Source organism: uncultured Sphingomonas sp. (assembly GCF_964235535.1).
In the GTDB taxonomy this organism is placed as follows: Bacteria; Pseudomonadota; Alphaproteobacteria; order Sphingomonadales; family Sphingomonadaceae; genus Sphingomonas.
On the sequence record NZ_CAXSBH010000036.1, the window covers coordinates 6,523 to 28,715 of the forward strand.

General features: G+C 69.2%; 16 protein-coding genes and 1 pseudogene. 3 read left to right on the forward strand and 14 right to left on the reverse strand.

Features of this window, described 5'->3' with window-relative positions:
* The 13 genes and pseudogenes from ACFE7F_RS11150 to ACFE7F_RS11210 all read right to left on the reverse strand — a co-directional run.
* Nucleotides 1-203, reverse strand: a pseudogene (locus ACFE7F_RS11150) (MBL fold metallo-hydrolase); the annotation flags it as partial.
* A gap of 29 nt (nt 204-232) precedes the next feature.
* Nucleotides 233-1,141 carry a hypothetical protein gene (locus ACFE7F_RS11155; protein ID WP_375403922.1) on the reverse strand — a complete coding sequence of 303 codons (909 nt, stop codon included), beginning with the start codon at nt 1,139-1,141 and terminating at the stop codon, nt 233-235.
* 95 nt (nt 1,142-1,236) lie between these two features.
* Complete coding sequence (locus ACFE7F_RS11160) at nt 1,237-1,629, reverse strand: hypothetical protein (protein WP_375403923.1); 393 nt, start codon at nt 1,627-1,629, stop codon at nt 1,237-1,239.
* Nucleotides 1,630-1,690: 61 nt separating this feature from the next.
* Complete coding sequence (locus ACFE7F_RS11165) at nt 1,691-2,623, reverse strand: response regulator (protein WP_375403924.1); 933 nt, start codon at nt 2,621-2,623, stop codon at nt 1,691-1,693.
* Entirely contained in the window at nt 2,610-4,019 is a 1,410-nt protein-coding gene (locus ACFE7F_RS11170; protein WP_375403925.1) for a hybrid sensor histidine kinase/response regulator, read from the reverse strand. The genes ACFE7F_RS11165 and ACFE7F_RS11170 overlap by 14 nt, the downstream gene beginning before the upstream one ends.
* The gene (gene atzF, locus ACFE7F_RS11175) at nt 4,016-5,806 is read right to left on the reverse strand and encodes an allophanate hydrolase (protein WP_375403926.1); all 1,791 of its coding nucleotides are present in this window, start codon (nt 5,804-5,806) and stop codon (nt 4,016-4,018) included. Before atzF ends, ACFE7F_RS11170 begins: the two co-directional genes overlap by 4 nt.
* A complete protein-coding gene (gene uca / locus ACFE7F_RS11180; protein ID WP_375403927.1) occupies nt 5,803-9,432 on the reverse strand; it encodes an urea carboxylase in 3,630 nt (1,209 codons plus the stop codon). The genes atzF and uca overlap by 4 nt, the downstream gene beginning before the upstream one ends.
* Nucleotides 9,429-10,043 (reverse strand): urea amidolyase associated protein UAAP2, encoded by a 615-nt coding sequence (locus ACFE7F_RS11185; protein ID WP_375403928.1) that lies wholly within the window; start codon nt 10,041-10,043, stop codon nt 9,429-9,431. Before ACFE7F_RS11185 ends, uca begins: the two co-directional genes overlap by 4 nt.
* Nucleotides 10,040-10,849: an urea amidolyase associated protein UAAP1 gene (locus ACFE7F_RS11190; RefSeq protein WP_375403929.1), complete on the reverse strand. Its 810-nt coding sequence runs from the start codon at nt 10,847-10,849 to the stop codon at nt 10,040-10,042. Before ACFE7F_RS11190 ends, ACFE7F_RS11185 begins: the two co-directional genes overlap by 4 nt.
* Nucleotides 10,846-11,646 carry an ABC transporter ATP-binding protein gene (locus tag ACFE7F_RS11195; protein WP_375403930.1) on the reverse strand — a complete coding sequence of 267 codons (801 nt, stop codon included), beginning with the start codon at nt 11,644-11,646 and terminating at the stop codon, nt 10,846-10,848. Before ACFE7F_RS11195 ends, ACFE7F_RS11190 begins: the two co-directional genes overlap by 4 nt.
* Complete coding sequence (locus tag ACFE7F_RS11200) at nt 11,643-12,461, reverse strand: ABC transporter permease (protein WP_375403931.1); 819 nt, start codon at nt 12,459-12,461, stop codon at nt 11,643-11,645. The genes ACFE7F_RS11195 and ACFE7F_RS11200 overlap by 4 nt, the downstream gene beginning before the upstream one ends.
* Nucleotides 12,462-12,480: 19 nt before the next feature.
* Nucleotides 12,481-13,593 (reverse strand): putative urea ABC transporter substrate-binding protein, encoded by a 1,113-nt coding sequence (locus ACFE7F_RS11205; RefSeq protein ID WP_375403932.1) that lies wholly within the window; start codon nt 13,591-13,593, stop codon nt 12,481-12,483.
* A 94-nt stretch (nt 13,594-13,687) separates the two neighbouring features.
* On the reverse strand, nt 13,688-14,626 hold the full coding sequence (locus ACFE7F_RS11210) for a LysR family transcriptional regulator (RefSeq protein ID WP_375403933.1): 939 nt from the start codon (nt 14,624-14,626) through the stop codon (nt 13,688-13,690).
* 139 nt (nt 14,627-14,765) lie between these two features.
* Between ACFE7F_RS11210 and ACFE7F_RS11215 the strand changes: the two genes are divergently transcribed.
* Both ACFE7F_RS11215 and ACFE7F_RS11220 read left to right on the forward strand, forming a co-directional pair.
* Nucleotides 14,766-15,104: a UrcA family protein gene (locus ACFE7F_RS11215; RefSeq protein ID WP_375403934.1), complete on the forward strand. Its 339-nt coding sequence runs from the start codon at nt 14,766-14,768 to the stop codon at nt 15,102-15,104.
* A 23-nt stretch (nt 15,105-15,127) separates the two neighbouring features.
* The gene (locus ACFE7F_RS11220; RefSeq protein WP_375403935.1) at nt 15,128-16,696 is read left to right on the forward strand and encodes a sulfotransferase; all 1,569 of its coding nucleotides are present in this window, start codon (nt 15,128-15,130) and stop codon (nt 16,694-16,696) included.
* A gap of 52 nt (nt 16,697-16,748) precedes the next feature.
* On the opposite strand, the gene ACFE7F_RS11225 is transcribed toward ACFE7F_RS11220, so the two are convergent.
* Entirely contained in the window at nt 16,749-19,226 is a 2,478-nt protein-coding gene (locus tag ACFE7F_RS11225) for a TonB-dependent receptor (RefSeq protein ID WP_375403936.1), read from the reverse strand.
* Between the two features lie 1,545 nt (nt 19,227-20,771).
* Between ACFE7F_RS11225 and ACFE7F_RS11230 the strand changes: the two genes are divergently transcribed.
* Nucleotides 20,772-22,193, forward strand: a 1,422-nt coding sequence (locus ACFE7F_RS11230) for a M16 family metallopeptidase (RefSeq protein ID WP_375403937.1), incomplete at its 3' end; no start/stop codon positions are given.

A 22,193-nucleotide genomic window follows, 5' to 3' on the forward strand; every position in this document is an offset into this window, starting at 1 on the left:
TCCAGCAGCAGCGCACGGTCGCGGCCGAATATCAGGTACAGGAAAGGCGCCTCGAAGTTGGTGCGCACCGACTGACGGATCACCGCGGTGTCGCCGTCGATCATCTGGACCTGCGTCTCGGGCTCGCCGGGGTCCGTGCCGTCGATCCAGGGCGAGAAGCGGGGCGGGAGCTCCGCAGGCGTGGCGCCGGGCAGGCAGGCCACACTCAGCAGGACGGCCGCGAGGCGGAGGATCAGCGGCGCGCCCCGCCCGCGGCGCAGTCGGCGGGAACGTCCTTCAGCTCGATGCGTGACGCGGTGCCCGCGCGCAGGTTGGTGAGCCAGATCGCGCCGTGGCCGACGTTTAACGAATCGCCGCCCTCGCCCTTCCACTGGCAGAGCAGCGTGCCCGTCCGCGCGTCCACCGCAGTCAGCGGCGTCTTCATCATCGTGGTCCAGATGCGCCGCCCGTCGAACGCCACGTCGCCGCCAGGACCAGGCGTTTCCAGCGGCAGCGGCGGGGAAGCACGCCGCGCGGCGGCATCGACCCGGCTGAGCGATCCGTCGAGCTGGTTCAGCGTCCACACCGCGCCCGAGCCCGCCGCCAGGAAGCGCGGGCGCCCGCCGGTGGCGACGCTGCCCGCTACCTTGCCGCCGGCCGGGCCGTTGCCGGGATCGACCACTGTCAGCTCCGCCCCCTCGGCGCGTGTGACCCATAATCGCCCGCGGCTGAATACGGGGTTGTACGATCCCGTCGGCAGTTGGATCACTTGCGTTACGGCGCCGCTCCCGGGATCGACGCGCGCCAGCGAGCCGGCCTTGTCCGTCACCAGCCAGACGCTGCCCCCACCCACCGCGACGCCGCCCTCGCCCGCGGGGGGACCGACAGGGAAGACGCCGCGCAGCGCGCGTGTTTTCAGGTCCACCCTGGCCAGCTGAGGCACGGGGCCGCACAACGGGACCCACAGGCTGGTCGCGTCCGCCGTCAGCCCGCCGCACGGGCGACCGGGCACCTCGACTCTGATCACCGCGTTGGTCGCGGGGTCCACTTCGTTGACGGCATTCGGACCGGTGCTACCGATCCACACGCGGTCGCGGGTCACCGCCACCCAGTCCGCCGTTTTACCTACCGGAATGGTGGCCGAGATCCTGAGGTCCGCCATCGGTCGAACCACCGGGGGCCGGACGACCGGCGGGCGGGGCTCCGCGGCCACCGCACTCGCAGCCATCGCGCAGCACGACAGTGCGGCTGTCCGGATCACCGGCGACGCCCCGCGCCGACGTCCAGAAAGGCTAGCTCGGTGACGTGGCCCAGCAGGCCGATCGGGAGCGGCGCCTCCACCCGGCCGCCGCCCGGGCCCGCCGCTTCCACGGCGATGGTACGCGCGGCCGGCGCGGACCAGAGGCGTACCTTGGCGAGCGGGATGCTCGCGCGCCAGCTGCGCCCGCCACGAACCGCCACCTCGTGCCCCGCGATAAGAACCGGCGCGGCGCGGTCGGGGCGGCGGCCGGTGACCGCCAGGCAGGTCTCCGCGCCGCAATGCTCCAGGCGCGTCGACGCGGCGGCCCGCCTCGGCTCGGCCGACGCATGGCTCGCCGCGAGCGTCGCGAGCAGGAGGAGACCGGGCAGCCGCGCATGGAAATTTCTCATCGCCGCAGGATCGGCGAAACGCCCGCGCCGCCCTATACGCCGTTTGACGTAGGGCTTGCCCTCACGCCCGCGTCAGCGTGGCGACCGCGATGCCGGTGGCCGACGCGCGGTTCTCCACGCCCATCTTCTCGAAGATCTGTTCCAGGTGCTTGTTCACGGTGCGCGGGCTGATCTTCAGGATCTCGCTCACCTCCCGGTTCTGCTTGCCGCGGCTGATCCACAGCAGCACCTCCGCCTCGCGCGAGGTCAGGCCGTGGCGCTCGCCCAGCAGCCGCTCGTCGTCGCCGCCGCGGCGCTGGGACACCAGGAACAGCCACTGATCGGCGGCCGCGCGGCGCAGGAACTCCGCCTCCAGCATTCCCTGATCGAGATCGATCGTCACCCGCGCGCCGACCGCAGGCGCGCCGGCCTGAAGGCGGCGGATCGACGCCAGGAGCGGTTCGGGCAGGACGCCGGACGCGCGCCGCCAGTCGGCGAAGAACCGTTCCAGCATCGCCCCGGCCGCCGGCGTCAGCCACAGGAGGCGGGCCGCCGCGTCCACCGCCAGCGCCGGCCGGCCGCTGGTGTCGAGCGCCGACTGGCTGCCCTGCGCGACCCGCGCGGTAGCCAGGTGCACGCGGACGCGCGCCAGCAGCTCTTCGACGCTGATCGGCTTGCTGACATAGTCCACCGCGCCCGCCTCCAGCCCGCGGACCACGTGCTCGGTCTCGGTCAAGCCGGTCATGAAGATCACCGGCAGCTGAGCGAAGGCGGGCATGGCCTTGATGCGGCATGTCGTCTCGAACCCGTCGAGCCCGGGCATGACCGCGTCCATCAGCACGAGGTCGGGCGCCACATGGCGCAGCAGGTCGAGCGCCCTCTGCCCGCCCCGTGCGATCAGCACCGTCATGCCCGCGCCCTCCAGCGCGCCGGTCAGGAAGCGCAGCGAGTCCGGCGCGTCGTCGACCACCAGCACGGTGGGCCGCGCGTCCACCCCTTCCTCAGCGCGCTTCACGATCAAGCACCTCGACCAGGGCGGGGAGGTCATAATCCCCCGCGTGCCGTTCCAGCACCGACGCGAGCGCGCGCGCTTCCGGAAACTCGTCCCGCAAGGCGCGTATCTCGGCCTCCACGCCGCGCACGTGGCCGATGCCGGCCGCCCGGCGCACGCGGTCCAGCCGGGCGGAGGCTGCGAGCGGCAATGAAGCAAACGCCGGAGCCTTCTCCGGCGTCGCGCGGGGCTGCCCGGCGCTCCATGTCAAGCCCAGCTGGTCGCCCATCACCGCGAGCAGCGCGTCGAGCGCGACGGGCTTGGACAGGAAGGCGTCGTGCCCGTCGTGGCCCGCGCGTTCCGTCGCCTCGTGCGCGTTGGCGGACACCATGACGATCCGGAGGGATGCGCCGAACGCGACGCGCAGTCGTTCGGCCGCCGCCCACCCGCCCATGCCCGGCATCTGGATGTCGAGGAGGACGATGTCGGGCGAGCAGCGCGCGGCCAGGGCCACGCCGTCCGCGCCGTTCCCCGCCGCGTAGACCACGAAGCCCAGCGGCCGAAGCAGCGACTGGAGCACCTCGAGTTGTGCGGGATCGTCGTCAACGATCAACACCGTGCGCGCCGGCCCCTCATATCCCCCGATATGCCGCGCCGGTTCGACAGGCCGGCCGGCGACCTCCGGCAGCATCAGCCGCAGGCGGAATTGGCTGCCGTCCCCCGGCGTACTTCGGACCGTGATGTCCCCGCCCATCACCCGAGCGAGCAGCCGCGTGATCGCCAAGCCCAGCCCGATGCCCGGCTGAGCCTGCGTCTCGGCGGAGCCGCCGCGTTCGAAGGGCTCGAAGACGCGCTCCACCTCATCCGCCGCGATCCCGGGGCCCGTATCCCTGACTTCGATGTCGGCCACCTGGCTGCGATAGCCGACGGTCACAACGATGCCGCCCACGGCCGTGTACTTCACCGCGTTGGACACGAGGTTGATGAAGATCTGCCGTAGCCGCTTCTCGTCCGTGCGGACGAGGGCAGGCAGGCGGTCCGTGGTGCGCAGGTCGAGCGACAGGCCCTTGGCGGCGGCCTGGATTCGGAACATGTCCACTACCTGCGCCAGGAACGCGCGGATATCGACTGGGTCCGACCGGAGGCTGATGGTCCCGCTCTCGATGCGGGAGATCTCCAGCATGCTCTCGACCAGGTTGGACAGGTGCTCGGCCGAGCGGCGGATCACGGCGCCGGCCTCTTGCGGCGGGACGTCGCCCCCGCGCTCCAACAGCTGCGCATAGCCGTAGATGGCGTTCAGCGGCGACCGGATCTCGTGGCTGACGGATACGAGGTAGCGCGTCTTGGCCTCGTTGGCGGCCTCCGCCGCGTGCTTGGCGCGGCGGAGTTCGGCGACGAGAGGGTCGTCCGCCGACGTCACGGGCTCGTTCCCCCGAGTTCTTCCACATAGCGTCGCCAGCCGCCCAGCGCGGTGATGTCGCGTGCGCCCTGGGTCGCGCGCGGCTCCGAGACGAAGCCCTTCACCACCGAGCCGTCCGCGAGCGTGACCGAGCCGATCGCCAGCGGAGCGGGCACTTCGGCCACGAAGCTGCCAAAAGCGGCGACGTCCAGCTCGTATACCTCCACGGCGATCGCGGCCCCGCCCCCCTCTCCGTCCGCGTCGTGGACCAGCGCCGGCTTGGGCGGGGCGGTATTCGCCATGGCGTAGAGCCGGTAGGTCGGCGCGGTCGTGGTGGCACCTATGGCCCGGGCGTCGCGAGAGGTGAGCTGCCAGTGAAGCGGCATCCCCTCCAGGTGGGCGCCGACCACGGCGAGCTTGACGGTTTCCATATATCCTCCGGTATCGATGGCGGGTGCAGGCGGAAGCGCGGCGGCGGCGAGATATGCCTCGCCCGCGTCGAGCAGGCCCAGGTCGGTCCAGGCGGGCCCGATCAGCGTGATGCCGAAGCCGGTGCCGTTGTCGCGCCACCCCGCCGGCAGCGCCAGGGCGGTCATGTCGAGCAGGTTCACGAAGTTGGTATAGAGACCGAGGTTGCCGTTGAGCATGACGGGTGCCGCGCGCATCTCGGCGATGCGGTAGATGGTGGGGGCGGTGGGGAGCGCGAGCAGGTCGACCCCCTCCCACATGGCGTCCGCCGTCCGCTTCAGCTCGGCCAGCCGGTACTGGCCGCGGAACACGTCCGTGCCGGAAACCGACCGGCCGCCTTCCAGAATCGCGCGCACCGTGGGATCGATCGCGTCCGGCCGATTGTCGAGCAGCGCGCCCGCGGCTGCGGTGCGCTCCGCCACCCAGGGACCGCCGTAGAGGAGCTGGGCGGCCTCCTGGAGCGGCATCAAGTCCACCTCCACCAGCTCCGCACCGGTCGCGGCGAGCGCCGCGAGCGCGCGCTCGTACAGGAAGGCCGATGCGGGATCGCCCAGGAAGTTGCGCTGATCCGATCGGGGCACGCCGACGCGACGGGGCGCGAGGCCGCGGTCCTCCGGCGGGCGCGACCAGGGGTCGGCGGCGTCGAAGCCGGCGGCCACCCGATCGATCGCGCGGGCGTCCGCCACATCGCGCGCGAGCACGGTGACGCAGTCGATGGAGCGGCATGCGGGCACCAGCCCGCCGGTGCTCCAGCGGCCCTTGGTGGGCTTCATGCCTATGAGCCCGTTGAACGCGGCGGGCACCCGGCCCGAGCCTGCCGTGTCCGTTCCCAGCGCAAACGCTACGAGCCCCGCCGCCACCGCCACCGCGGAGCCCGAGCTGGACCCGCCGCTCACATACGCGCGGTTGAAGACGCAGGTGGGGGCACCGTAGGGGCTGCGCGTCCCGTTCAGCCCGGTGGCGAACTGGTCCAGGTTGGTCTTGCCCAGCGGCACCGCGCCCGCCGCCGCCAGCCGCTCGACCACGACGGCCGAGCGGTCGGGCACGTAGGCGAATTCGGGACAAGCGGCGGTCGTCGGCGCGCCGCTCAGGTCGAGATTGTCCTTGATCGCGAAGGGCACGCCCGCCAGCGGCAACGCCTCGCCCGCCGCGACTCGCGCGTCCACCCGCGCCGCGCGGGCGAGCACGTCCTCGGGCGGCAGGCGCGTGATCCAGACGGCGGGCTGAATCGCGTGATAGTCGCCGACGCGGGCGAGCGCGTCCCGCGCGACCGCGACGGCGGAGGTCGCGCCCGAGGACACGGCGGCGGCGATGGCCAGCGCGGAGGGCGGTTCCGTCACCCCGCCTCCACCGCCAGCATGGCGCCACCGGGCGTCACCGACTGACGCTCCTGGACATAGACGCGGCGCACGGTGCCGCCGACGGGGCTGACCACCGGGCTTTCCATCTTCATCGCCTCGATCACCGCGATGGTCTCGCCTGCCGCCACCTGCGCGCCCTCGCCCACCAGCAGCTTCCACAGCACGCCGCCAAACGGCGCCTCCACCAGCTCGCATCCCGCCGGTAGGTCCACCTCGGCTCCGCCCTCAGCATCGCCCGCCTCGTCCGTGAGCGCCGCGACCCGCTCGAACTCGCCTTTGCGCTCCCAGTCGGCGCGTTCGTCGGTGAAGGCGGCACCGCGATCGGCCTGAAAGGCGGCGATGCTCTCGGCATTACCTGCCAGGAAGGCGCGGTAGTCGGACAGGCGGAACACACCCTCCTCGATACGGATCGAGCGGCGGCCGAGCGGAAAGTCGCGCCGCCACTCGGTCAGCTCTTCGTGACTGACGGGAAAGAAGCGTACACGGTCGAAGAAGCGCAACAGCCACGGCTTGCCGTCCCGGAACGCGTCGGTCTGCCGCCACGCGTTCCACACCTGGATGGTGCGCCCGAACAGCTGATACCCGCCCGGTCCCTCCATGCCGTAGATGCACAAATAGGCACCGCCGATCCCGACTACGTTGGGCGGCGTCCAGGTGCGCGCCGGATTGTATTTGGTGGTCACCAGTCGGTGGCGCGGGTCGATGGGGGTGGCGACCGGTGCGCCCAGATACACGTCGCCCAAGCCCATCACCAGGTATTCGGCGTCGAAGACTATCCGCCTCACGTCCTCCGCCGAGCCCAGCCCGTTCACGCGGCGGATGAACTCGATATTGTCCGGGCACCACGGCGCATCGTCGCGGACCGACACCATGTATTTGTCGATCGTCTGCCAGATGGCGGGATCGCCCCACGAAAGTGGCAGGTGGACGGTGCGTGAGGGGATCTCGAGCGCGTCGAGCCCACCCAACCGTTCCTCGGCCGACGCCAGCGCGTCCACCAGCGCGTCCTCGGACAACAGCCGGCTGTCATAATGGAGCTGGAGGGAGCGGATGCCCGGCGTCACGTCGACGATGCCGGGGACGATGCCGGCCAGCGCCATCCGCTCCACCTCCAGCATCAGCGCGTGGACGCGGAGCCTGAGCTCCAGGTCGAGCGTAATGGGCCCGTACTCGACCAGCAGGTTACGGTCGCCCTGGCGGCGGTACACCGCCTCGGGCCGCGCACCCGATGCGGGCAGGCTGCGCAGGATCGGCGAGCCCAGCGCCTCGGTCGGGGCGGACTCGTCCGTCTTGGCGAGCGTCGCGACGAGACGATCCTGCGCCCGCTCGGCGGCGGCGGCGGCCGGTGTCGTGATCGCGCGGAAGCGCACCCCGTCGCCCGGCGCCAGCTGCCCGACCTTCCACAGGTCCGCCTGCGCCACGACAAAGGGGCAGACGAAGCCGCCCAGCGACGGGCCGTCGGGTCCCAGGATGATGGGCATATCGCCCGTGAAATCCACCGCGCCGATCGCGTAGGGGTTGTCGTGGATGTTGGAGGGGTGCAGTCCCGCCTCTCCCCCGTCGCGTCGCGCCCAGCGGGGCTTGGGGCCGATAAGGCGCACGCCGGTCCGGTTGGAGTTGTAATGGACCTTCCAGACGGTGGCCCGCAGCATCTCCACGTCGCCGTCCGTGAAGAAGTCGGGCGCGCCGTGCGGGCCGTAGAGCACGTCCAGCGTCCACTCGCGCGTGACGACGGGCCGGGCGGCGGGCGATAGAACGGCGCGGGCGGCGGGCGGCGGGGGAACGACCCCCAGATGCAGCGTGTCGCCCGTCATCACCGCGCGGCCGGCATGGCCGCCGAACTCGCCCAGCGTGAAGGCGCTGCGGCTACCCAGATATGCCGGCACGTCCAGGCCGCCGGCGATCAGCAGATAGCCGCGAAGGCCGCCTCCGGTCACGCGGCCAACCTTCAGCACTTGTCCGGGCGCGACCTCGATGGCTTCGTAGGGACGGACGGACACGCCGTCGAGCGTCGCGCCGAAGTCGGCACCGGCCAAGCACACGCGCGCGACGGCGTCGAACCGCAGCGTCGGGCCCGCGGCGGTGATCTCGAGACCCACCTCGCCCTCGTCGTTGCCCAACAGCCGATTGCCGAGCCGGAAGGCGAGCGCGTCCATCGGTCCCGACGGAGGCACGCCCACGTCCCACAGCCCGAGCCGGCCGGGATGATCCTGGACCGTGGTGAAGGCACCGCCGGCCAGCACGCGGATGGACGCGGGGCGATACTCCACCTCGGCGAGCGCGCGGGTCGATACACGGCCGCTCACGAAGGCCGGCGAGCGCACCACCGCGCGTAGCCAGCGGAGATTGGTCTCGATCCCCGAGATCTCGGTGCGGTCCAGCGCGCCCTGCATCGCCGCCACCGCCGCCTCGCGCGTGTCGGCCGTCACGATCAGCTTGGCCAGCAGCGGGTCGTACCAGGCGGACACCTCCGTGCCCGCCGCGATCCAGCCGTCGACCCGCGCGTCGTCGGGGAATGAGACGCCGGTCAGCAGGCCCGAGCTCGGCCGGAAATCCTCCGCCGGGTCCTCGGCATAGAGGCGGACCTGGATCGAGGCGCCCTGCGGCCGCCCCTCGAACCCGTCCAGGAAGCCGTAATCTCCCGCAGCGCTCCGGACCATCCACTCCACCAGATCCACGCCCGTGACCTGCTCGGTGACGCCGTGCTCGACCTGGAGGCGGGTGTTGACCTCCAGGAAGAAGAAGTCGTCGCGCTCGTCGTCGTACAGGAATTCCACCGTTCCCGCCGAGCGGTAGCGGGCGGCCGCCGTCAGCCGCACCGCCGCGTCGATCATGGCCTGGCGCGTGACGGCGGGCAGCAGCGGCGCGGGCGTCTCCTCCACCACCTTCTGGTTGCGCCGCTGGAGCGAGCAGTCGCGCTCGCCCAGCGCCACCACGCGGCCCCGGCCGTCGCCAAATACCTGCACCTCGACGTGGCGCGCGCGCGCCACGTAGCGTTCCAGGAACACGCCGCCGTCGCCGAAATTGCCCGCGCCCAGTCGCGCCACGGTGGCGAAGCCGTCGCGCACGTCGGCCTCGTCGGCGCAGACCCTCATGCCGATGCCGCCGCCGCCCGCGGTCGCCTTCAGGATCACGGGGTAGCCGATGCGCGCCGCCGCCACTGCGGCCGTTTCCTCGTCGGACAGCAGGTCGGTGCCTGGGGCCAGCGGCACGCCCTGCAGCGCGGCCAGCGCGCGCGCGGTATGTTTTAGGCCGAACGCGCGGATGTTGTCGGGGGTAGGACCGACGAAGGTGATGCCGGCGGCCTCGCACGCCTCGGCGAACCCCACATTCTCGGACAGGAAACCATAGCCGGGATGGATCGCGGTCGCCCCCGTCGCGAGCGCGGCGGCCAGGATGGCGTCCTGGTCCAGGTAGCTCTCGGCGGCGGGCGCGGGGCCGATACGCACTGCTTCGTCGGCGTCGGCCACGTGCGCGGAGCCGGCGTCGGCATCGCTGAACACGGCGACGGAAGGCACGCCCATGCGTTTCAGCGTGCGGATGATGCGGCACGCGATGGCCCCGCGGTTGGCGATCAGGACCTTTGGCGGGAGGTTCGCGGTCATGCGCCGAGCACGATCATCCGCACGGGCGTTGGATTGAAACCGTTGCAGGGATTGTTGATCTGCGGGCAGTTGGACACGACCACCACCACGTCCATCTCGGCGCGCAGGGTAACCGACAGGCCCGGCGCGGAGATGCCGTCCACGATCCCGAGCGTCCCGTCCGGCTCGACCGGCACGTTCATGAAGAAGTTGACGTTGGAGACCATGTCCCGCTTGCCGCGGCCCGCCCGCGCGTTGGCGTCCAGGAAATTGTCGACGCAGGCATGCTGCGCCTTTGTGTGATGGCCGTAGCGCAGCGTGTTGGACTCGCACGAGCAGGCTCCGCCGATCGTGTCGTGATAGGCCACGTCGGACGCGGTTATCGTCATCATCGCCCGCCCTTCGTTGGACAGCAGCACGGAGCCGGTGCGCAGGAATATGTTTCGCTGCGATGCGATCGTGTCCTGGGCGCTGTAGCGTTCGGCGTCGTCGTCAGCGGCGTAGAGCAGGAAGTCCACCGCCTGATTTCCCTCCAGGTCGATGATGCGCAAGACTTGGCCGGCGTCGATGCGGCGCATCCAGGGTGCGCGCGCGGGCACCGTCTCGTCATGGAGGATGAGGGCGTCGGTCATCGCCGGTAGAGATCCTCGGTGTTCAGGAAGGCGCGCAGCGACTCGGGCGCGGCGGTGCGCACCGCGTCGTCCTCCGCCGCCGGCTCGCCAGCCCAGGCGGTGATGCGCAGCGGGGTGACGGTGTAGTCCGGCCTGGGGTCGAGCACGTGGGGGCAGTTGGCCAGCACCACGATCAGCTTCATCTCCGCCCGCAGCACCAGCGCGCGACCCGGGTCGAAGGGGCCGACCACCGGCTCGGTAGCACCGTCCTCCGCCACGCGCACGCCCTTGAACCAGTTGACGCAGGGGTGGACGTCCTTGCGGCCCAACCCGTGCTTGGCGACGCCCAGCATTAGACGGTCGCGCGCGCTCGGGTGCCGTCCGTAATTGTCGCCGTCCCCGTAATTGCGCGCGTTGGAGGCCTGGGTGGACGCGCCGCAAAACGCGTCGTGGGTGCCCGCCCCGTCCTCCAGGATGCTCGCCATCACCCGGCCCATGTCGGACAGGAGCAGGCGGCCGGCCGTCAGATGGCCGTTCCACTGCACCTTGATCGTGTCCGCGACGTTCAGCCGCTCGGTCGGCGTCTCGGCGTTGAAGAGGAGGGTGGAGACACACGCGTCGCCGCCCAGGTCGACCAGCCTTATCCGCGTACCGCGCGCGATCCGGCGCGAAGCGTAGCCGCCGGGGGCGATCGTCTCCTCCCACACCAACCCGTCCGGCGCGTCGTCGGCGACCGGGGGGAGAACGGGCATCGCGTCGGCGCGGGTGCCGCCTTGCGCGCGTGCATGGTCACGCGCGGCCTTTGGATCGGCGGTGCCGACGGTCATGAGTCCAACCTCCCAAGCTCGACGTCGTCATGCAGCCATCCGACCGGAATGGCGGCGCGGCGCTGAGCGGCGCTCAGACCGTCGAGCGGGACGTCGGCGGCGACGGCCGAGCCATAGCGCTCGGACGCCTGCGGGTCGCGGCGGAGCTTGTCGAAGGCGACCACGCGCGTGCCAAGCTTGAACGCCTCGCGGATGTCGTGCGTGACCATAAGGACGGTGAGGCCCTTCTCCCGCCACAAGCGCGTCACCAGCGCGTGCATGCCCACCCGCGTCTGCGGATCAAGCGCACCGAAGGGCTCGTCCAGCAGCAGCACGCGCGGGTGCTTCACCAGCGCCTGCGCGATGGCGAGCCGCTGCTGCATCCCCCCCGACATCTGGGCGGGGTAAAGGTGCCCGCTCGCCTCTAGCCCAACCGCGGCCAGCATCTCCGCCGCCGCGTCGCGAGCGCGGCGGCGGCGACCGCCGAACAGCCGCGCGGTGAGCGGCGCCTCCGCGCACTCCAGCCCGAACATGACGTTGCCCAAAGCCGTCAGGTGCGGAAACACGGAGTAGCGCTGGAACACGACGCCGCGGTCGGGTCCGCACGCCGCAGCCATCGGCCGGCCGTCGAGCAGCAACCGCCCCCGCGTCGGCGCCTCCTGACCCAGCACGAGGCGCAGGAACGTGCTCTTGCCCGCGCCGGACGGGCCGGTCACGGCCACAAAGCCGCCTTCCGCCAGGTCGAGCGACACGTCCTCCAGCACCACCTTAGCACCGTATTCGACCCAGACGTCGCGAAGCTGGAGGAGCGCAGTCACCGCCAGCTTCCGTGGGCCCAAGGGAACCCGCGGCGGCTGACGGACAGGAGCGCCGCGTTGGCCGCGATCGCCAGGATCGAGATCCAGGCGACGTAGGGCAGGATGATGTCCATCGCGAAGTAGCGCCGGACCAGAAAGATGCGGTATCCCAGTCCCAGGTCGGAGGCGACCGCCTCCGCCGCGATCAGGAACACCCAGGCTGGCCCCAGCGACAGGCGCACCGCCTCCAGCAGACGGGGCATCATCTGCGGCAGCGCCACGCGCAGGGCTAGTTGCCACCCGCCCGCGCCCAAAGTCTGCGCTTTGGCGAACTGCTCGGCCGGCAGCCCGGCCACGAAGCCTGCGAGATCGCGAACCATGAACGGGGCGACCCCGATCGCGATCAGCGCGACCTTGGACGCCTCGTCCAGCCCCAGCACGATGAACAGGATGGGGAGCACCGCAATGGGCGGGATCACCGCGACCACCGCTACCGTAGGCGCCAACAACGCCCGCGCGACCGGCACCACGCCCAGGAGAAGACCCAGTAACAGTGCGCTCGCGCTCGCGATGCCCAACCCTAGGCCCAGCCGGTAGAGGCTCGCCAGCGTGTCCGCGACCAGCACGACCCGGTCCGTAGCGGGATCGCGGTCCGTGACGAAGTCGCGGACCGCGGCCGCCATCGCGCCGAATGTCGGCAACACTTTATCGGCCGGGTTGGCGGCGTGGCGTGTCTCCGACGCTAGGAAGTAGAAGACCAGCAGCGCCAAGATCGGCAGCCCGCCCAGCAGAACGCGGGCGCCCGGGCCAGGCCGGACATCGATGAGCCGTCTCAAGACAAAGCGGGCCGGAGCGTCATAACTTCCCCTCGGCCGCCATCTTCATGAAGCTGGGATCGAAGCGCAGCTTCACATTTTTTGGGTCGCCCAGCGTCCGGTTGCCCGGAAAAGCGATACCGATCGCGTCGACGGACTTCGCTGTCGGACCAAACAGACCCTGGCGAAAGCTGAACTGCCGCACCCGGTCGGTGACGCGGACCAGATCAGGGCTTCCGGCATAGGCCGCGGCGTCGGCGGCGCGGGCGTAGAGGTGTGTGGTGCTCAACTGCGCCTCGAAGCTCTCCGGGCTGGTTCCGGCGGCCTTGGCCATTGCGGCGCGCGCCGCGCGGCCGGTCGCGTCGTCACGCGTCATCAGCGTTACCGTCTCGTACCAGATGCCGGCCAGCGCGCGACCGAGGTTAAGGTTTGCCTTGAGCACCGCCGTGTTGACGTTCAGCGTGTCCAGTATCTCATTGGGAATGCGCGAGCTGTTGAACACCTCGTTCGCCCCTGGCGCCTGGCGGATGGTCGCCAGTTGCGGATTCCAACTCGCGACCGCAGTGACGCCGGGCGAGGCGAAGGCGCCCACGACATCTGCGTCGCCCGTGTTCACGACTTTTATGTCCGACAACTTCATGCCGGACAGCTCCAGCCCGCGCGCCAGCAGGAAGTGGGATACGGACAGCTCGACCATATTGACCCGGCGGCCCCGGATGTCGGCCATGGTGCGGCCGTTCTTCAGCACCACGCCGTCGTTGCCGTCCGAATAGTCGCCGATGATGAGCACGGTGGTGTCCACCCCGCCTGCCGCCGGGATCGCCAGCGCATCCATGGTGGTGGCCGTAACGCCGTCCAGCTTGCCCGCGGCGTACTGGTTCACCGACTCCACATAATCGTTGACCTGCACGATCTTGATGGTGATGCCGTACTTGTCGGCCCATTTCTTCACGATCCCGGCCTGCTGCGCGTAGGGCCACGGCATCCAGCCCGTGTAGATGGACCAGCCGATCGCGAAGTCCTTCTTAGGCCCAGCCCCCGTGCCGCCCGCCTGTCCAGATGGTCCGCCGCAACCGTTCAGCGCGAGTAGGGCCAGCGCTGCGCCGAGCCCGGCGAGCCACCGCCGCTTCGGACCGTTCGGGCCTGTGATCATCGATCTGTTACTCACCGCTCCTCCTGTCATCAAGGTGTCGCGAGTGGGATCATCGATGAAGTGATAAAACGTCGATGGAGGACATAGATCTGATCTATGCCACTTTTTGAATCCTTAGGCGGCGCATGACCTCGTCGAAGAACAGCTGAGTGGCGGTGTCGCGCGACGGCTCGGCGCGAGCCAGCAGGTAGATCTCGTAGGACGGCTCGGCGTCGGGGAGCAGAAGCGGCCAGAGCCGTCCCTTGGCCACCGCCCCCGTCGCGGCGAGCACCGGCAGGAATCCGATGCCGACACCGAGCATGATCAGGCGCATCGCTTCGCCGATGTCCTCCGCCAAGCCGTTTGCCCGCGTGCCCAGGCGGTATCGGCGACGCAGCCGGGTGACCGTCTCCAGCTCGTCCTCGCCGGTCAGGACGAACCCTTCGTCCTTCAGCTCGCCCAAGCGGGCCACGCGGTGCCCGAAAAGGGGGTGGCTCCGCGAGCAATAGAGCTGCTGCCGCTCGACGAACAGCGGCTCGTATACCAGGCCCGGCCGCACGTTGCTGTCATAGCCGATGCCGATCTCCACCTCGCCGCGCTCCAGCGCTTCCAGTACGGCGCGCCAAGGCGAGATGCGCATTTCGATATGGATGTCGGGGTTACGGCGGTGGAAGCTGGCGATGGCCTCGTCCAGCTCGTCCGAGATCACCGCCGAGATGAGCTGGACACGCACGATGCCCCGCACCCGCCGGCTCGCCTGAGCGATCTGATGCGGCACCATGCGGGCCGTTTCCAGCATCTCTTCGCACAGGCGCATCAGCGCCTCGCCCGCGGCCGTCATCTCGACCCCCGTGGACGACCGCACCAGCAGCTGGACGCCGACCTGGTCCTCGAGCCGCCGCAGCGCCGCGCTGATGCTCGGCTGCTGCCGGTTCAGCCGGCGCGCCGCCGCGCCGACGCCGCCGGCCCGCACGATCTCCACGAAGGTGCGCAGCAGGTTCCAGTCGACGCGCGAGGCGAAGCTCCGGTCGGGCAGCGCCCCCTTGTCGGTCATCGCTACTCTCCCGCGTCGTTCGTCGACCTAGTCCGGGACGGCTTCCAACGCCATGGGACCGTTGCAGCGGCGCGGGCAGGTGCCTATTTGCGTCTGTGCTGACCGACGCGGAGTCGCGGCAGCAGAGCAGGAGCCGATCATGAACAAGGCAGCATTCGCGGCGTTGGCCGCCCTCCTATCCGCCCCGGCCGCGCTCGCCGCGACCCCGGACAACCCGCTTGCCCGCGACCGGGCGGTGGTCAGCCTCGACAGGCTGGACCTGGCGACGGTCGGGGGGCAGCAGGCGCTGGCCGTCCGTGTGAACCAAGCGGCGCGCGCCGTGTGCGGTGACCGCGTGGCGAGCATCCACCTGTCGCTCGCCGAGCAGAGCCGCGCCTGCCAGGCCGAGGTCCGGGCCGACGTGCGCTCGCGCATTGAGGCGCGCACCGCCGACGCCGGCCACGCAACCGGGCGGGCGATCCAGCTGGCGCGGCGGTAGCGGTTCATCGCCGCCACGGTGCCTTGAGCGGCGACCCGCGCACCGCCGCGGCGCAGGATGCGCTCGACCGCGGCGACGTGTCGCGCGCCGGGACGCTGGCGGGCGCGCTGTGCCGTGAGCGGCCGGACTTGGCGGACGGTCCCTATCTGCTCGGCCTGGCCGAGGCAGCAGCGGGGCGGGTATCGCGTGCCCTGCCGTTGGTGGCCCACGCGGTGGCGCGAGCGCCGACGCCGCAGCGCTTGGCGCAACTTGCCCGCCTGCTGAGTCTTGGGCGGCGAGACGGTGAGGCCGGGCGTGCCGCGCGTACCGCGTTGGCGGCAGGGCCGACGGACGCGCTCAGCCTGGATACGATCGGTTGCGTGCTGGCCCGGTTGGGCGACCATGAGGGATCGTTTGCGCCCTTCGAAGCCGCCGTGGCGGCCGCGCCCGACGACCCCGGCTTCCGCTACAATCTGGCGGCGGCGTGCGGCTTCACCGGGCGAACGACGGACGCGCGATGCCACTACGAGGCGCTGCTGGCGCGGAGGCCCGGCAACGCGCGGGCGCACTATGCGCTGGCGATCCTGGAACGGCAGACCGGGACCGGCCATTTGGACCGGCTTGAGCGAGTCCTGGCGGACGCGCGCGACCCGCTCGACCGAATGCGGCTGCGCTACGCGTTAGCCAAGGAGCTGGAGGATCTGGGCCGTCACGGCGAGGCGTTCACGTGGCTCGCCGCCGCCAACGCGGACCGCAAGCGCGACCTCCGCTACGACTTCGCGCAGGACGCTGCGCTGTTCGACGCGATCGAGCAGGGCTTTGCGGGCGACACCGCGTTGCCGGGCACGGGGCTGGACGATCCCGCGCCCATCTTCGTGGTGGGGATGCCGCGCACGGGCACCACGCTGGTCGACCGCATCCTGTCCTCCCACCCGGACGTGGGCTCGGCGCACGAGCTTCAGGCCATGCCGCTGGCGATCAAGGAGGTGTCGGGCGTGGCGAGCCGGGTGGTGCTGGACGCCGACACCGTCCGCGCCTCGATGGCTGCGGACGCGGGCGACGTCGCCGCGCGCTATCTGGCGCGCGCCGAGCACCACCGACCGCCGGGCCGCCCGCGCTTCGTGGACAAGCTTCCGGCCAACTTCCTCTATGTCGGCGCCATCGCCCGCGCCCTGCCGCGCGCGAAGATCGTGTGCCTGCGGCGGGGTCCGATGGACACGGTGTGGAGCAACTTCAAGAATCTGTTCGCGCCGACCTCCGCCTATTACTTCTACTCGAACGACCTGATGGACACGGCGCGCTACTATCACCGCTTCGACCGGTTGATGGCCTTTTGGCAGGCGCGCTTTCCCGGGCGGGTGCTGGAGCTCGGCTACGAGAAGTTGGTTGCCGACCAGGAGGGGGAGACTCGGCGCCTGCTGGCGCATTGCGGCCTGGAGTGGGACGCGCGGTGCCTGTCATTTCACGAGAATGCGGCGGCGGTGGCCACGCCCAGCGCGGCGCAGGTCCGCCGGCCGATGAACGCGGACGCGGTGGCGCGCTGGCGAGTCCATGCGGACCGGCTGGCGCCGGTGCGCGCCTTCTTTGAGGAACACGGCATCGCGGTGGGTTGACTTGGTACGCCGACCGTCGATCCGGGATCCCATCCTTCGCTTCGGCGGCGGGCTACCGCAAGCGCAGGCGGAACTCCGCGCCGATGACCCGCGGCTGGATCACGCCGTATCTGTAGAAGCGCGAGATCACCCCGTCATTGACCGCGACCTTGCTATAGTCGTTTGCCACGCTGCTGATCGCGTATTTGTCGAATACGTTGTTGGCGAAGACCGACACCTCGAACCGGTCCGCGGTGTAGGTGACCGACGCCCGGCTGGTCGAATAGCCCGGCAGATTCTCGCCGAAGCCGCGCAGGCCGGTCTTGGAAAGAATCTTGCTGCGCGCCTGGGTGGTCCAGAGCAGATTGATATTGTCGTCGCCATTAACGGGAATGGTGTAGTTCGCGCTCGCCGAACCGGCGTGCTTGGAGGTTCCGGGCAGCCGATCGCCATCGAAGGCGTCGAACTCGCCGTCGATCAAAAGCGCCGCATCCTCCCTGAGCTTGGCGTCCAGATACGTATAGTTGCCCGACAGCGTCAGGCCGCCAAACCGGATGGCGGTGGCGGCCTCCACACCTTGATTGCGTGCGGAGGAGGCGTTGGTGCGGATGCCGACGGCACCGTTGATCGTCTGGCTGGCGACCTGGAGGTCCGACCAATCGATCCGGTACACGTTCACCGTGCCCGACAGCGCGCCGTCCAGCAGCCGATAACGAAGGCCTACCTCGTAGTTCCTGGTCCGGTCGGGCCGGTAGAACAGCTCGTTCGGCAACGCGCAGACATTCTGGCCGGGTGGCAGCGGCTGAAGGCAGGGCGCCACCCGGTTGGCGCCGCCGATGCGGTAGCCGGTGGAGTAGGTGGCGTAGGCGAACAGCGACTGGCTGAACTCGTAGGACGCGTTGGCCTTATATACGAAGCCGTCCGCGCCCGTCTCGCCCGAACGGATGCGCGACGGGTCGAAGCGGATCAGCGGAAAGGGCGTTCGCCGCCGCCCCCCGCCCGTCAGCGGCGTGTCCGTGCCGCCCGTGATCTGGGCGTTGTAATTGTAGTAGCGGGCACCCCCCGTGACCTGAAACCTGGGCGTGATCTGGAATGTCCCCTCGCCGAAGAAGGCGTACTCGCGCGTCTTGGAGTCGACGAACGAGATATATTCCAGCCCGTCCGGGCGGAAAACGCCCGCGAACTCGGGATAGCCGGGGAGGCGTTCGTCGCTGAAGGTGTAGGTGGTCAGGCGGTTGTAGAAGCCGCCGACCAGCCACTTGAACGGCCCGCCATGCGTGGAGATGATCCGCAACTCCTGGTTGAACTGCTCCAGGTCGGACTCGGCGTTGGTAGTGCCGGCAAAGGCCGGGAATAGCTCGTAGTCGTAATCCAGGTCGAGCAACAGATCGGTCACGTCAGCCGTGGAGGACAATTTCTGATCGGAATAGGCCGTGGCGGAAACGATCTGCGCGAAGCTCCCCAGGTCGATCTCGAGCTCGGCGGCGACCAGATCCAGCGTGCGCCGCGCCGGCTCCGCGATGCGCGACGGGTTCTCGTAGCGTCCCGTGCCCAACACGCCCCGGCAACCCGCATAGGCGCAGCCGGTGCCGTCGGCACCCAACCCGCCGAACGCGCCGTTCGCCTGCGAGCCGTCGGTGCTGGTCTTCTGATGAATATAGGTGAAGGTCGGCCGGAACCAGCCCGCGTCGATCGCCAGCTGGTTGCGCGTGGTGAAGGTGCGCTCGTTGTTCAGGTCCTTGCGCCGGAACAGGTTGGCGCGCACCGCCGCGGGGTCAGCGAAGTTTGGTTGCGGCAGCGAGACGCCCTGCCGCTGGACCAGCAGCGGATAGTCGATAAAGCCCGGATCGTCGTAATAGCCGACCACCGACCGGAAGGCCATGTAGTCGCGGATGATGGGGATGTTGAGCGTCGCGTCCGCTTGGAGGCCCGGCCCGCTGGAATGCGCCACGTCGTAATAGCGGACATGAGCCTCGCCCTCGTACCGGTCCATGTTCGGCCGGTTGGGGATGTAGCGCACCGCGCCCGCCAGCGTGCCCAGGCCGTAGAGCGTACCCTGCGGCCCCAGCAGCGTCTCGACGCGCGCGAGGTCCAGGAACTTGAAATCGACATAGAGCGGGATCTCGCCGAGATAGATCCCGACCGCATTGGCGCCGCCCGCGCCGAAATTGCCGTTGGAGCCGCCCGGCCCGCCCGAGGTGATGCCGCGCAACACGACGCTATTGGCGGTGCGCGGCCCCGTGTCGGCAACCGTCAGGCCGGGCGTGAAGGCCGCGATGTCGGCCACGTCGTCCAGCCGGTTCTGCTCGAGCGCGGCCTCCGAAATGGCGGAGATGTTGATGGGCACGTCCTGCAGCGATACGGAGCGGCGCGTCCCGGTTACGACGATATCGTTGGAGGACTGGGCCGTGGCGTCGGCGACGTCCTGCGGCGCCTCGGTCGCAGCACCCGACTGCGCCACCTCCTGCGCCCAAGCCGGAGCGGCACCGGCCGCGCCGGCGAGCATAGTGGCGGCCAGTAATGCCCGTCGCAAGGCTTCGTGATCAATCACCCGTTATTCCCCTTAACCCCGAACTGCTCCTCGCCCGCAGCAACCCTCGCTCCCTGAACGCCGCGCTGTTGCACGATCGGTCGTCCCAGCTTGCGCGATCGAGGTTATGGAGCGGGGCAACGCGCTCCTATGGGGTGTTTGACGTAGGTTAGCGTTGACCGGATAGACGACCACCCTGGTGTTGCTCGACGCGAGCCCCGCTCGTGGCGTGACTGCGTTGCAACGGATCGGCACGTTGACGCAGCCTGAGCGGCAGTACTCGAATGTCCGTCAAACGACCCACAAGTCGCCGCTCAGCGCTCCTCCCGTCGCTCTCAACTTCAGACACTCGTTCATCTTGCCCGCGAGGCCTCGGGATTGCCGCAGCCCAAGGCGCGCACTGACGGATGGTGAGGCCAAGGCCCTTTTCCTCTGCCAGCAGAACATGTTCACGCCCGCCCCTATCGAACAACGGGCGCAGGGCGCGCCGGCGTGCTTCACGATAATCCGGACGTTTCTCAAAAGCGTGATAGTAGGCAGGTCTGATCCGACGTCTTCTCGCCAAATCCGCCGCGCCGATTTATCGATCTCTTCAAGCACAAAATTTAGATTGGCATGCCAAACACCGGACGTAGAACGTCGGCGCAAATGCGGACGCGGCGCTTGGCGATCTGATGCGGACCTTGTCGATGCTCCGCGACAAGTTGGTACCCACCGCGTAGTTGTGGCCGGTCGCAGCAAGTCGATCTAAAATGCCGGTTGGTTCGATACATTAGGAGACGCGTTCAGTACCGAGTCCAACCTCACCCAGCCCCGCGACCGGCATATCCTGCGTTGGTCAACCAGCCGCACGATCAAAGTACATCGCATTTGAAAGTACTGGATCGTGCTGGAGCGGGCGAAGGGATTCGTTCGTTACCATCGTTCTTGAAGGCAGTCGTGTGATGGTGTGCCTCCAAGAAGAAGCGTCGCGATCGCGACCGGCTCGCCGAAGATCTCGGACGCATCGAGGCGGCGATGGACGAGGCGCTCGCCAAGGGGAAGACCGGATCGGACGGGATTGATTTCCGTAGAGGCGTGTCGCTCATTCGCCCCCTGTTTCTGACCGCTTCCAGCCCGCGGAAAACCGTAGTACCGCGAGGGGAGGCGTAATCACCTGTTTATGTCCACTTCAACCAAGATTGCCTGCACCTTTTGCGACCGGGACCACCCGGGTAGGCCGCTGACAATTCGAGATGAAGAAAGCGACAGCACGAACGGCTTGGTCCGGTTGGGTGGAATCGGCCTGAGCGGTTCAGGCGCGCTGGTCATTCTATTGCCTCAAACAATGGTGACGAGCGAACGAGATCCACCCCGGCTGGGTGTAAACGCCAGATCCGCGCTGAGACAGGAGAGTGGATTGTGTGCGTACGGAAAGCCTTCTGGCTGCTGCCCTCACTCTGCCTGACCTTGCCGGCCGTCGCCCCTGCCGCACAGAGTAGCGAAACAGCTCAAAGTCTGACCGACGCGATCGAGCGGACAAAGGCCGATACTGCATCACCGTCCGGTCCTGAATGGCGACCCGTGGTGCAAGGGCGTCTGAAGAACGGCTTGCGCTACGCCATCCTTCCCCGACGGGGGAACGAGCCCGGCGTCGGCCTGCTGATGCGCGTCGAGGGCGGTTTCATCGCCGAACGACGGCCGGGTGAGCGCGGCCTGGCTCACCTGGTCGAGCATATCGTGTTCAGGAGCCCGACCAACGCGGCACCGGACGAACTGCACCGCTTCCCGCGCGTCGGCTTGCCGCTGACTTTTCCCGCGCCCACCGCCGCGTCGACAAGCTGGCGGGAGAGCAACTATTTCGTCGCGACCCGCGGGACGACGCCCGCCGACCTCGACACGTTGCTCGGGCTGTTCCGCGAAGTGGCGGGCGATCTGACTTTCCGCCCCGACGCGGTCGATGCTGAACGGGCGAGCGTCATGCGGGAAATGGCCGATAAGAAGCTCGGCAACGACATCTACGCCCGCTACGTCGCGGCAATCGCGCCGGGCTCGCCCACGGACGTGATCGACGCGCAGAACTCGGACGACGTGCCGACCGCCAGCGTCGAGACGATCCGCGCGCTCTATCACCGCCTGTACCGGCCTACGAACACCATGATTGTGATCGTCGGCGATGTGGATGCGGCGCAGATGGAGACGCTCATCCGGAAGCGGTTCGATAGCTGGCAAGGTGTCGGTCCGGTACCCGGTCGCCTTCGGTCCCCGCGCTTCCGATCCGACGGCATCGCGCCGATCAGCCACTCGAATTTCAGATACGGGCGCAACGGCGCGATGATGACCGTCGCCACACCCTTGCCAGTATCGCCGCCGTCGCGATCCGGCCAAGCCGAGACGATGCTAATGGACATGCTGGCGATCCGGGCCGTCAACAACCGGCTGGCGCTCGCGCGGCCGGACTATCCGCCCGGCAAATACGGAATGTTCATCGAGAACGGCGAGCAAGGCCATCGTCTGCTCATCCTGTGGGACGATTTTATACCCGGTCGGTGGCGGCAGGCCGTCGCCGGATTAAAAAAGACGACCTGCGACCTGAGCACGACCGGCTGGTCCGAAACGGAGTGGACGACGGCAAAGCGGGACGTGACCCAAGATCTTGAACGACGCGCTGCGGACATGGCCGGAGCGCCGAACGTCGAGTTGGCGAAGGACCTGTCGCATGCCGTTGCCGACGGACGCGACCTGATCCCGCCCGACGAGCTGCTGCGCCACGCCCGAACCCGCCTGCCGACGCTCGACGCGCGAGCGGCCAATGACTGGTGGCGTCGCCAATGGCGCGCCGGCGTCGAACATTTGCGGGTCGAGGCCGCTCAACTCGCGCAAGTCGAGAACCCCGAAACGGCTATCCGCGCGGCTGCCGACGAAGCCGTCCAGGTCATCGGATGCAAGATGCGTGTGAGTCGGCCTGCAATGTTGACCCCGTTCGGGGCGGATAGGCGTCCAACTTTG